Origin of the sequence: Pseudoxanthomonas sp. LjRoot143 (genome assembly GCF_964252945.1) — a bacterium.
GTDB lineage: Bacteria > Pseudomonadota > Gammaproteobacteria > Xanthomonadales > Xanthomonadaceae > Pseudoxanthomonas_A.
On the sequence record NZ_CAXUPM020000001.1, the window covers coordinates 723,618 to 735,109 of the forward strand.

Genomic DNA, 11,492 nt, shown 5'->3' on the forward strand with positions numbered 1-11,492 from the left:
TCGCCGGTGGCCAGGGAAGGTCGTTGGAATTTCTACGCGCTCCGGGTGGACGACCAACCTGCGTCCATCTACCTCGACCTGAACCTCGCCGATGAAGTAGCGACGGACGAGTACCCGGTGATGGCTTGGCTGCGCGTGGAAATGCGCGAGCCCCGCGATGATGGACTGTCCAGCCAGCAGGAATTCGATGCGCTGATGGCGCTGGAAGATCGGGTGATCCCGTTGCTGGTGCCTGACGGCGATGGCGTCTATGCCGGCCGCAACACCTCGTCGGGTTGCCGCGATTTCTACTTCTACCTGCCGCAGGGCGATGCCTGGGACGCCCAGGTCGAGCGGGCCATGCGCGCGGCACCCGAGTATCGCTACCAGTCGGGATATCGCCCCGATCCGGCATGGAGCACGTATCACAGGTTCCTCTATCCCGGTCCGCGTGCGCGCGAATCGATGGAGAACCGCGATGTCTGCGCCGCACTCGAAGAGCAGGGCGATGCGCTGCGGCAGCCGCGCGAGATCGATCACTGGGCCGCCTTTCCCAGCGCCACCGCACGCGACGAGTTCTTGCAGAAAGCCGCCGCCATGGGGTTCGAGAACCGCACGCCGGATCGCTACGACGACGGTGAGCGGGAATGGGGCGCGCAGGTGTTCCGTCACGACGTCCCTGCGTACGGCACCATCGACGATATCTGCCTGCCGCTCTACGATCTTGCGGGCGAGTGCGGGGGTCACTACGACGGTTGGGAATGCGAAGTGCTCGCCGGAGCTTCGTAGTCCGCTCTTACGGATTTCCGTGCAACGCGGCGTCCCGCGCCGGTAACATGCGGCCATGAAATGCCGCCTCATCGCCACCGGCGAGCGTGCGCCGACCTGGGTAGCGCAGGGCTTCGCCGAGTACCAGAAGCGCCTGTCGCACTGGCTGCCGTTCGACCTGGTCGAGATCGAGCCTGGTTTGCGCGGCAAGGGGCGGGATCCGCAGCGAGCGATCGAGGACGAGGGCAAGCGCGTGCTGGCGGCGTTGCCGAAGAGTGCACATGTCGTCGCACTGGAGGTCACGGGGAAGCCCTACTCGTCAGAACAGCTCGCGCAACGGCTCGAACATTGGCGCACGCTGGGTCGCGACATCGCCCTGCTGATCGGCGGGCCGGAAGGACACGCACCGGACGTGTTGGCCGCCGCACACGAGAAATGGTCGCTCAGCCCGCTGACGCTGCCGCACATGCTGGTGCGGCTGGTGGTGGCCGAACAGGTCTATCGCGCCGCCGCGATGCGGGCGAACCATCCCTATCACCGCGCCTGACGGCGACGGGTGCGCCCCAAAAGAAAGCCCGCCGGAAGGCGGGCTTTCTGGTTCACGTGTCGTACGTCACTGCAGGTTGAACGCGATCGGCACCAGTCCGTAGGCCTGTACCGCCTGCCCGTTCTGCATGGCGGGCTTGAAGCGCCAGGTCTTCAACACATGCTGGCGGGCTTCCTTGTCCAGATTGCGGTTGCCGCTGCTGGTCTCGATGGTCACGTCGATCGGCTTTCCGTCGACATCCACCAGCACGCGCAGGATCACCGTGCCCTGGATGCCGTTGCGCAGCTCGTTGATCGGATAGCGCGGCGACGTCGCGCGGACGTACTCCAGTGTCGCCGAGGACAACGGGCCGGTCGTGCCTTGTCCGGACGTGCCGCCGATCTCGCCGCTGTCGATCGCCGGGATATCGATGACGCGCTCGCTTCCGGTGTTGTCGATGATGGGGACATCGATCACGGGAGGCGTCTCGATACGCGGCTGCACCACCGGCCGGGGCTCGACGGGTTTGGGCTCTACCCGCTTCACGATCTCGGCATCGACCGGCTTCTTCGGTTCGACCTTTTCCTTCGGGTACCAGCGGACGTCTTCTTTCGGCTTGGCAGGGGCTGCGAGGGGCGGCGCGGCCATCGGCATCAACAGCATGAGCAGGGCGGCAGCGTGGACCGCGATGGCAGCCGCGATGGCGGCGATGCGGCCGATGTCGATGCGGGTATCGGAACCGTGGGGTAGTGCGCGAACCATGATCCACCTCCTTGAGGGCTGTGAACGGAACAACGCTCGGCCGCAGGGAGAGGGGTTGCAACGTCCCGGCGCCGCAAGCCCAGACTGTACTCCGGCGGATGGCATCCGCAAGAGGGGGCGGGTTCGACCTTGGGCGTAGTCCGGAGGTCCGGCCCGGAAACGAAAACGGCGCCCTACGGGCGCCGTCATCGCAAACGGTCGGGCAGGGTTTACTTGCCCAGTTCGAACACCACGTCCAGATTGATCGAGACCGTGGTCTCGCCGGGCGAGACCGGCGGGGCGCCACTGGCGTCGCGGGCTTCCATCTTGGCCATCGCCATCATCGGCATCGGGCGGAAGCCGCCGTTGCCCTCGGAGATGCTGACGATGCGGCGCACCTTCAGGCCCAGCGACTTCGCGTAGGTCTCGGCACGGGCCTGCGCCTTCTTCAGCGCAGCCAGGCGGGCTTCGTCATAGACTGGCTCCGGATTGTCGATCTCGAAGCTGGGACCGTTGATCTGATTGGCACCCACGCCGGCCAGGGCATCCAGCACCTTGCCGAGCTTTGCGATGTCGCGGACCTTGATGCTGACCGTGTTGTTGGCCTGGTAGCCGGTGATCTTGGGGGCTTCATTCTCGGCATAGCGGTACTGCGGGTTGAGGCTGATTCCGCTGGTCTGCACGTCCTTGTCGGCGATGCCAGCGGCCTTGATGGCGGCCACGACCTTGGCCATCTGCTCGCTGTTCTGGCGCATGGCGGTGTTGCCGTCGACGGCCTGGGTGACGACGCCGGCGGAGATCGTGGCGATGTCCGGCACGCGCGAGGCTTCCGCCTGCGCCGAGACGTTGAGCAGGGTGCCGTCGGCCGGGATGGCGTAGGCCGGAGCGGTCTGGGCGGACGAGGTCATGGCGGCAGTGGTTCCGAGGGACAGGGTCAGGGCGAGCAGCAGGGGGCGGATCAGGGGCAGACGCATGGGATCTCCTTGTCGTGTTGTCGTGTTGGGGGTGGCGCGGCACCCGGTCGTCGAGGCGAAAGGGTGTTCACGATGACATGAACGAGCCGTGATCCTGCGCAGGGTTATGCGGTCCCGGCTCGTATCAGGGACCATTCAGTCAGGCGCCGCGGGTTATTCTTCCGCGATGCTCTATCTGGCTTCCCAATCCCCGCGTCGTGCCGAACTGCTGACCCGCCTCGGGTTGTCGTTCGGACGTATCGACCTCGACATCCCCGAGCACCGCCAGCCCAATGAGCCGGCCACCGACTACGTCCGCCGCGTAGCGCGCGAAAAAGCGGGCGCGGGACTGCTGAAGGTCGTCGCCACGCCGGGCGCAGTGGTGCTGGGCGCCGACACCGAGGTGATCCTCGGCGACGAGGTCTTCGGCAAGCCCGTGGATGAAGCCGACGCGGCTGCCATGCTGCGTCGCCTGTCCGGCCGCACGCACCAGGCGGTTTCCGCCGTGTCCGTGGTCAGTGCATCGCGCGAGGCGCAGGCCCTCGTCGTCACCGAGGTCAGTTTCGCCGAACTGGACGACGACGAGATCGCTGCCTACGTCGCCAGCGGCGAGGCCATGGGCAAGGCCGGCGCGTACGGCATCCAGGGGCGGGCCGAACAGTTCGTCACCCGCCTGGCCGGCAGCTACTCGGCGGTCATGGGCCTGCCATTGCATGAAACGGCGAGGCTGCTGCGCGACTTCGGCATCCACCCATCGGCAACCGCCGCCACCGCGTCAGCCTGAGGGAAGGACCCCATGTCGGAAGAAATCCTGGTCAACGTCACCCCGCGCGAAACACGCGTCGCGGTGATCGAAAACGGCATGCTGCAGGAACTGCACATCGAGCGCGGCTGGCGCCGCGGCGTGGTGGGCAACATTTACAAGGGCAAGGTGCAGCGGGTCATGCCTGGCATGCAGGCCGCATTCGTCGAGGTCGGATTGGACCGTGCCGCCTTCCTGCACGCGAACGACATCGTGCGCTCGTCGCCGGGCGCGGTGGTCGAAGGCGAGGAGGCGCCCCTGCCCACGCCGCCGGCCGCGCCGATCATGGACCTGCTGCGCGACGGGCAGGACATCGTGGTGCAGGTGGTGAAGGATCCGATCGGCAGCAAGGGCGCGCGGCTGACCACGCAGATCAGCATCCCGTCGCGCTACCTGGTGCTGCTGCCGCAGTCGAAGGTCATCGGCGTGTCGGCGCGGATCGAAGATGAAGCCGAGCGTCATCGCCTCAAGCAGGTCGTGACCGAACTCGCGGGCCTCCATGGCGGGCACGGCTACATCATCCGCACCAATGCCGAGGGCCAGCCGGCCGAAGCGCTCGCCGAAGACATCGCTTACCTGTCGCGCGTCTGGAACGTCGTTGAACGGCGCGGGCGCGAGTCGCCCTCGTGCAGCATCCTGTACGAAGACCTCAGCCTGCCGCTGCGCGCCGTGCGCGACCTGATCCGCAAGGACGTGGAGAAGGTGAAGGTCGACTCCAAGGAAACCCACGAACGGCTGCAGGCCTTCGTCGCCAAGTACATGCCGGTGCTGGCCGAGCGCATCGAACTCTACAGTGGCGAGCGGCCAATCTTCGATCTGTACGGCGTCGAGGATGAGATCGGACGCGCGCTGGACAAGCAGGTGCCGCTGAAATCCGGTGGCTACCTGGTGATCGACCAGACCGAGGCGATGACCACGGTCGACGTGAACACCGGTTCTTTCCTGGGCCAGCGCAATCTGGAAGAGACCGTCTATCGCACCAACCTGGAAGCGGCGCAGGCGGTGGCGCGCCAGCTGCGGCTGCGCAATCTGGGCGGCATCATCATCATCGACTTCATCGACATGGACGATCCCGAACATCGTCGCCAGGTGCTGCGCACGCTGGAGAAGTCGCTGGCGAAGGACCACGCCAAGACCACGGTGTACGAGTTCTCGCCGCTGGGCCTGGTCGAAATGACACGCAAGCGCACGGTCGAGAGCTTGGCGCGGCAGCTGTCCGAGCCGTGCCCGGAGTGCAGCGGCCGTGGCAGCATCAAGACCACCGAAACCGTCACCTACGAGATCTTCCGCGAGATCACCCGCGCCGTGCGCCAGTTCGAAGCCGCGCGCCTGCTGGTGATCGCTTCGCCCAAGGTCGTTGCGCGCATTACCGACGAAGAGTCGACCGCGGTGGCCGAACTGGAAGAGTTCCTCGGCAAGTCGATCCGCTTCCAGGCCGACGAGCAGTACCTGCAGGAGCAGTTCGATGTCGTGCTGCTCTGACGCGCGGGGCAGGGCGGACGCGTAGTGCCCACGCCGCTGCGCCGCCGCCTGCGCCTGGCCCGCCGGGGTGCCGTCTATGGCATCGCGGTGGTGCTCGTGTGCATGGCCGTGGTGCTCGGCATCGCCAGCCAGGTGCTGCCGTTGGCCGAGCGGCATCCGGACCGCGTCGCGGCATGGCTCAGTGAGCGCGCGGGCCGGCCGGTCGCCTTCGATGCGGTGAAGACGCAATGGACACGGCGCGGCCCGCTGTTGCAGCTCGACGGCCTGCGCCTGGGTGAGGGCGACAGTGGCGTGCGTATCGGGCAGGCCGAAGTGCTGGTGTCGATGTACGCCGGTCTGCTGCCGGGACGGTCCTTTACCGAATTGCGCCTGCGCGGGCTGTCGCTGACGTTGCAGCGTGGCGATGACGGCAAGTGGGCGGTGCGCGGTCTGCCCGGGCAGCAGCAGTCCACGGAAGATCCGCTGCAGAGCCTGGAAGGCCTTGGCGAACTGCAGGTGATCGACGGCAAGCTGGCGATCGTTGCGCCGTCGCTCGGCTGGGATATCCGTCTGCCCGAGATCGACCTGCGCCTGCGGGTGGACGGCGACCGTGTCCGTGCGGGTACGCGTGCCTGGATCCGCAAGGACGCCGCGCCGTTGAACGTGGCGGTCGACTTCGACCGCAAGGCCGGCGATGGACGCGCCTACCTCGACGTATCGGCGGACGACATCGGTGCGTGGTCGCCGCTGCTGCGCTATGCCGGCGTGGTCGCCGAGCGCGGCAACGGGCGCGTGCAAGCATGGACGGAACTGCGCCAGCATCGCGTGGTGCTGGTGACGGCCGACGCCCGCCTGCGCCAGGTCGGATTGCAGGGGGCACCCCTGCCGGACTCCGATGCGCCCTCGCGCATCGCGTTCGAACAGATGGAAGGCCGCCTGCGCTGGCGACTGGTGTCGGGAGGGTGGCGACTGGATGCGCCCCGACTGCGCGTCGGCACGGCGCCGGCCGTACAGACCCTCGACGGTCTGGTCCTTGCGGGTGGCGAACGCTATGCCCTGCTGGCCGATCAGGTGGATGCAGCGCCATTGTTCGCCGTGCTGGGCCTCAGCGACAAGGTCGATGCCGGCTTGCGGCGCTGGCTCGTACAGGCGCGGCCCGGTGCGCGACTGGCGAGACTGACGCTGGCCGGCCGCAAGGACGGCGCGGTGCATGCCGAAGGACAGTTGCGCGACATCTCCTTCAGGGCGGTGGGCGATGCACCCGGGTTGAGCGGGCTGGCGGGCGATTTCGACGGCGATGCGGCGGGCTTCCGGCTGAAACTGGATCCGACGGCGGCGATGCGCTTCGACTGGCCCAGCGGATTCGCGGTGGTGCACGACGTTCGCCTGCAGGGCGACGTGCTCGGTTGGCGCGAAGGCGCGGGCTGGCGCGTGGGCTCTACCGCGCTGCACGTGCAGGGCAAGGATTATGCGGCCGACGTGCGGGGCGGCATGTGGTTCCAGGGCGACGGCACACGGCCATGGATCGATCTGGCGGCGGAGCTCGCCGACGCGCCGGTGCCGGTGGCGAAGGGCTTCTGGATCCACCACAAGATGCCGAAGGCGGCCGTCGACTGGCTCAATGGAGCGCTGGTCGGTGGCACCGTGCGGAACGGACGCGCGATCGTCAGCGGCGACCTGGACGACTGGCCGTTCACCGACCGCAACGGCCGGTTCGAAGCCGTGGCTCACATCGAGCACGGGCAGTTCAAGTTCCAGCCGGAGTGGCCGCAGCTCGAACAGGTGGATGCGGACATCGCCTTCATCGGCAATGGCTTCGAGCTGAAGGGGCGCGGCGCGCTCGCGGACGTCGCGATCCCGGCCTTCCAGGCCGGCATTGCCGACTTCGGCGACGGCGACCTGAAGATCAGCGCGCGAACCGCCACCGATTCCGGCCGGCTGCTGGCGCTGCTGCGGCAGAGCCCCTTGCACGAGACCTACGGCGACACGCTCGACCATCTGCAGGCCAAGGGCCCGGTGGCGGCGACGTTCGATTTGTTGCAGCCGCTCCATGCGGATGAGCAGGCGCGCAGGAAGCTGGCCGGTACTGTCGAGCTGAAGGGCGCGAGGCTGGCGGAAACGCGCTGGGATCTGGTGTTCGACAACGTGCACGGCAAGGCGAAGTACGACGACGGCGGGTTCGCCTCGGGTCCGTTGCAGGTCGTGCACGAGGGCCAGCCGGGCGTGCTCGGCCTGCGCGCCGGCAGCGGAACGCGCGACCGCACCCAGGCGTTCGAGGCCGACCTGTCCGCGATGGTGGATGCCGATCGCCTGCTCGATCGCGCCCCGGAAATGGCGTGGTTGAAGCCCTACATGGAAGGGCGGTCGGCGTGGACCGTGGGCGTGAGCATTCCACGCACCGCGTCGGGTGCGCCCGAAGCCCCCACGCAACTGAGCCTGACGTCCGATCTGGTGGGCACGGCGATGAGCCTGCCCGCGCCGATGCGCAAGTCCCCGGCGACACCGTTGGCGACCACCGTGCGGGCGCCGCTGCCGATGGGCAGTGGTGAGATCGACGTGGCGTTCGGTGACCTGCTGGCGCTGCGTGCACGCAGCACCAACGGCCAGACCGGTGTGCGCGTGGTGCTGGGCAGCGACGTGGTGAAGGACGCGCCCCCGCCGTCCGGCCTGGTGGCGACCGGCCGCACCGGCACGCTGGATGCGCTGGAATGGGTGGCGGTCGCGCGGGGCGGCGGGGAAGGCGACGGCCTGCCGTTGCGCCATATCGATGTCACCGCCGAGCGGCTGCTGATGATCGGTTCGGTGTTCCCCGATACGCGGCTGCAGCTGGCGCCGGCGCAGCGGGCGCTGGCGGTGTCGCTGGACGGCGACGCCCTGTCAGGTGCGCTGCTGGTGCCGGATGCGAAGGGTGCGCCGGTGGCAGGCAAGCTCGCGCGCGTGCATTGGCGCAAGGCGGCGTCCACGGGCGCGGAGGCGTCCGCGGGCGCCGTACGCACGGCCACCGATGACATCAACCCGGCCGAGGTGCCGCCGCTGTCGCTGGATGTCGAGGACCTGCGTTTCGGCAACGCGCGTCTGGGCACGGCCAAGCTGCGCACGCGACAGCAGGCTGACGGCCTGTATGTGGACCAGCTGCAGTTGCGCTCGCCCGGCCAGCAGATCGATGTGCGCGGGCAGTGGACCGGGACTGGCGATGCTGCGCGTACGCGTTTCGCCGCCGAGGTGAAGAGCGAGAACTTTGGTGTGCTGTTCGACGATCTTGGGCTCGGCGACCGCGTGGGCGGTGGTCACGGGCAGGTCACCGCGGATGCCGGCTGGCCCGGCAGCCCGGCCGCGTTCCGGCTGGCCGCGCTGGAGGGCAGCGTGAAACTCGCCGTGCGCGATGGCCACCTGCTCGAAGTGGAGCCGGGCGCCGGTCGCGTGCTCGGCCTGCTCAGCGTGGCCGAAGTGCGGCGGCGGCTGATGCTCGATTTCAGCGACTTCTTTTCCAAGGGGTTCGCGTTCAACCGCATCGATGGCGATATCCGCATCGGCGGTGGGCTGGCGCGCAGCGACAACCTGCTGATCGATGGCCCCGCGGCCGAGATCGCGATCCGTGGCGACACCGACCTGCGCGCCGAACGCTTCGACCAGACGGTCGACGTGAAGCCGAAATCCGCCAACGTGCTGACGGCGGTCGGCGCTGTGGCCGGAGGCCCCATCGGTGCCGCGGTCGGTGCGGTGGCCAATGCGGTGCTGAAGAAACCGCTGGCCGAGATGGGCGCCAAGACCTACCGCGTCACCGGCCCGTGGAAATCGCCCAAGGTCGAAGTGGTGGGGCGCGAACAGTCACGCGCCCGTGACGACGACGACCGCACCGATCGCGCCGGCGCCCCCTGACGCCGGCGTACATGGCCGCGGCGCGGCTTGCCGACGCCGTCCTTCGCCCCCATGGTAACGACATGACCCTGCCGATCTCGCTCGCCGAAACCCGTCTCCTCCTCCCTGCCGGGCTGGACCCCTCCGGACTCGACCGTGCATTCGGCACGCTGCTGGGGCCGGGCATCGACTTCGGCGACCTGTATTTCCAGCACGCCCGCCGCGAGAGCTGGACGGTCGAGGACGGCATCGTGAAAGACGGTGCGCATTCCATCGAACAGGGTGTCGGCGTGCGCGCGATCTCGGGCGAGAAGACCGGCTTCGCCTACTCCGACGACATCAACGCGCAGGCGCTGCTCGATGCGTCCAAATCCGCGCGCGCCATCGCCCGTGATGGTGCCGCGCACGCGCCGCGCACGCTGGTGCGTAGCGGCGGTCGCGCGCTGTACGCCGGCGACGATCCCATCGATGCGATGGGCAATGACGCCAAGGTCGAAGCGTTGCGTGCGGTCGACCGTTTCCTGCGTGCCGCGGACCCGCGCGTGCAGCAGGTGACGGTCAGCCTGTCTGGCGGTATCGACACCGTGCTGGTCGCGCGCAGCGACGGCGTCCTCGCCTCCGACGTGCGCCCGCTGGTGCGCCTGAACGTGCAGGTGATCGTTGAACAGAACGGTCGTCGCGAATCAGGTTATGCCGGCATGGGCGGCCGTTACGGCTATGCCGAGCTGTTCGCCGACGGCAAGCCCGAGGATCTCGCACGCGAGGCGCTGCGCCAGGCCTTGGTGAATCTGGACGCCATCGACGCGCCGGCCGGCGTGATGCCGGTGGTGCTGGGCAGCGGATGGCCGGGCGTGCTGCTGCACGAAGCCGTCGGCCACGGCCTGGAAGGCGATTTCAACCGCAAGGGCACCAGCGTGTACGCCGGTCGCATCGGCCAGCAGGTCGCATCGAAGGGCGTCACCATCGTCGACGACGGCACGCTGCCGGGTCGTCGCGGTTCGCTCAACATCGACGACGAAGGCACGCCGACGAACTGCACCACGCTGATCGAGGACGGTGTACTGGTCGGCTACATGCAGGACACGCACAACGCGCGCCTGGTGGGCGTGGCGCCCACCGGCAACGGCCGCCGTGAGTCCTTCGCGCACCTGCCGATGCCACGCATGACCAATACCTACATGCTGGCCGGGCAGGACGATCCGGAGGACATGATCCGCTCGGTGAAGAAGGGCCTGTACGCGGTCAATTTCGGTGGTGGCCAGGTCGACATCACCAGCGGCAAGTACGTGTTCTCCGCAACCGAGGCCTACCTGATCGAAGACGGCCGCATCACCGCGCCGGTGAAGGGCGCCACGCTGATCGGCAACGGCCCGGAGACCATGCAGAAGGTGAAGATGGTCGGCCACGACCTGGCACTGGACCAGGGCGTCGGTGTCTGCGGCAAGGACGGCCAGAGCGTGCCGGTCGGGGTAGGCCAGCCGTCTTTGCTGATCGAAGGCCTGACCGTGGGCGGGACGAAGGCGTGACGACTATGAAGGCGAAGATCGCTGCGCTTGATCGAGTTCCCGGATGTAGCGGAGCAGGAATCTCGGCGTGCCGTATTTGTGCTTCATCGCCTGCGCTTTCTGGACCAGTGCTTTGAGTCGTTTGCGGTCGGCGGCCGGATACGAGGCCAGAAAGTCCTCGACGGCGGCCAGGCCTTCGGCGATCAACCTGACGCGCCACGCTTCATGCCTGGTCAGGTCCTCGCGCTGCGGCACCTCAGTCCTCGTCGTCACTTCCATGATCCGGGGCATCCGCTGCGGATGCCAACAGGTCCCGCACCTCGCGGAACAGTTCGCGGAAGGCGCGCGGCGGTTTGTTTTTCGCCTTTTCGTCGGCGGCGTTGCGCACCAGCTGGCGGAGCTTCTGCCGATCGGCGGTCGGGAACGCGTCCAGCAGGTCCGCCAGCGCCTGGTCGCCGCCGGCCAGCAGCCGGTCACGCCACTGCTCGGCCTGGTGGAGGCGGGCGGTTTCGAGCCGCGCCGCTTCGCCGCCTTCGTCCATCGCATCGCGGATCGCCTCCAGCACCTCGTCATCCTCGCGCCGCATCTGCTTGGCGAGGAACTGCAGCTGGCGCTTGTGCGCGATGTGCGAGGTGATGCGCTGCGTCTCCACGATATGGGGCATCAGGTCCTCGGGAATCGGCAGGCGCGCCAGTTGCGCGGCCGGCAGGGCCACCAGCTTCTCGGCCAGGCCGCGGATCTCCAGCGCCTCACCCCGTTGCTGGGTGCGGCTGGGGCCAAGGAATTCGCCGGTTTCGGGGTCGCGTCCGCGCATGGTGAAGCCTCTCTTTCGGTTCCGCCGCATCGTGCGGAAGCCTGATCACATATCGATCCGGCGCCCGGGCGCGGATCACAGGACA

10 protein-coding genes are annotated in these 11,492 nt (G+C 68.1%); 6 read left to right on the top strand and 4 right to left on the bottom strand.

What is annotated here, in order from left to right:
• Window positions 1-6 precede the first annotated feature (6 nt).
• Window positions 7-768 carry a DUF695 domain-containing protein gene (locus tag ACSQ1W_RS03425; RefSeq protein WP_436041662.1) on the top strand — a complete coding sequence of 254 codons (762 nt, stop codon included), beginning with the start codon at window positions 7-9 and terminating at the stop codon, window positions 766-768.
• A 55-nt stretch (window positions 769-823) separates the two neighbouring features.
• A complete protein-coding gene (gene rlmH / locus ACSQ1W_RS03430; protein WP_436041663.1) occupies window positions 824-1,294 on the top strand; it encodes a 23S rRNA (pseudouridine(1915)-N(3))-methyltransferase RlmH in 471 nt (156 codons plus the stop codon).
• A gap of 66 nt (window positions 1,295-1,360) precedes the next feature.
• On the opposite strand, the gene ACSQ1W_RS03435 is transcribed toward rlmH, so the two are convergent.
• Window positions 1,361-2,035 carry a TonB family protein gene (locus tag ACSQ1W_RS03435; protein WP_436041664.1) on the bottom strand — a complete coding sequence of 225 codons (675 nt, stop codon included), beginning with the start codon at window positions 2,033-2,035 and terminating at the stop codon, window positions 1,361-1,363.
• Between the two features lie 209 nt (window positions 2,036-2,244).
• Window positions 2,245-2,988: an SIMPL domain-containing protein gene (locus ACSQ1W_RS03440; protein WP_436041665.1), complete on the bottom strand. Its 744-nt coding sequence runs from the start codon at window positions 2,986-2,988 to the stop codon at window positions 2,245-2,247.
• Between the two features lie 166 nt (window positions 2,989-3,154).
• On the opposite strand from ACSQ1W_RS03440, the gene ACSQ1W_RS03445 reads away from it, so the two are divergent.
• The 4 genes from ACSQ1W_RS03445 to tldD all read left to right on the top strand — a co-directional run bounded on the left by ACSQ1W_RS03445 (window position 3,155) and on the right by tldD (window position 10,614).
• Entirely contained in the window at window positions 3,155-3,751 is a 597-nt protein-coding gene (locus ACSQ1W_RS03445) for a Maf family protein (protein WP_436041666.1), read from the top strand.
• A 12-nt stretch (window positions 3,752-3,763) separates the two neighbouring features.
• Entirely contained in the window at window positions 3,764-5,251 is a 1,488-nt protein-coding gene (gene rng, locus ACSQ1W_RS03450) for a ribonuclease G (protein WP_162337581.1), read from the top strand.
• A gap of 24 nt (window positions 5,252-5,275) precedes the next feature.
• Window positions 5,276-9,109 (top strand): YhdP family protein, encoded by a 3,834-nt coding sequence (locus ACSQ1W_RS03455; protein ID WP_436041667.1) that lies wholly within the window; start codon window positions 5,276-5,278, stop codon window positions 9,107-9,109.
• Between the two features lie 62 nt (window positions 9,110-9,171).
• The gene (tldD, locus tag ACSQ1W_RS03460; RefSeq protein WP_192269663.1) at window positions 9,172-10,614 is read left to right on the top strand and encodes a metalloprotease TldD; all 1,443 of its coding nucleotides are present in this window, start codon (window positions 9,172-9,174) and stop codon (window positions 10,612-10,614) included.
• A 3-nt stretch (window positions 10,615-10,617) separates the two neighbouring features.
• Here tldD and ACSQ1W_RS03465 read toward each other — a convergent pair whose 3' ends face one another.
• Together ACSQ1W_RS03465 and yjgA are read right to left on the bottom strand one after the other, a co-directional pair.
• On the bottom strand, window positions 10,618-10,872 hold the full coding sequence (locus ACSQ1W_RS03465; RefSeq protein WP_436041668.1) for a dual-action ribosomal maturation protein DarP: 255 nt from the start codon (window positions 10,870-10,872) through the stop codon (window positions 10,618-10,620).
• Window positions 10,850-11,407, bottom strand: a complete 558-nt coding sequence (gene yjgA / locus ACSQ1W_RS03470; protein ID WP_436041669.1) for a ribosome biogenesis factor YjgA — start codon at window positions 11,405-11,407, stop codon at window positions 10,850-10,852. Before yjgA ends, ACSQ1W_RS03465 begins: the two co-directional genes overlap by 23 nt.
• Window positions 11,408-11,492: the final 85 nt, after the last annotated feature.

Excerpts from the sequence above, each read along its gene's own strand:
- rlmH (WP_436041663.1), top strand. The coding sequence starts at position 824 with ATGAAATGCCGCCTCATCGCCACCGGCGAGCGTGCGCCGACCTGGGTA.
- ACSQ1W_RS03435 (WP_436041664.1), bottom strand. The coding sequence starts at position 2,035 with ATGGTTCGCGCACTACCCCACGGTTCCGATACCCGCATCGACATCGGC.
- ACSQ1W_RS03440 (WP_436041665.1), bottom strand. The coding sequence starts at position 2,988 with ATGCGTCTGCCCCTGATCCGCCCCCTGCTGCTCGCCCTGACCCTGTCC.
- ACSQ1W_RS03445 (WP_436041666.1), top strand. The coding sequence starts at position 3,155 with ATGCTCTATCTGGCTTCCCAATCCCCGCGTCGTGCCGAACTGCTGACC.
- rng (WP_162337581.1), top strand. The coding sequence starts at position 3,764 with ATGTCGGAAGAAATCCTGGTCAACGTCACCCCGCGCGAAACACGCGTC.
- tldD (WP_192269663.1), top strand. The coding sequence starts at position 9,172 with ATGACCCTGCCGATCTCGCTCGCCGAAACCCGTCTCCTCCTCCCTGCC.
- ACSQ1W_RS03465 (WP_436041668.1), bottom strand. The coding sequence starts at position 10,872 with ATGGAAGTGACGACGAGGACTGAGGTGCCGCAGCGCGAGGACCTGACC.
- yjgA (WP_436041669.1), bottom strand. The coding sequence starts at position 11,407 with ATGCGCGGACGCGACCCCGAAACCGGCGAATTCCTTGGCCCCAGCCGC.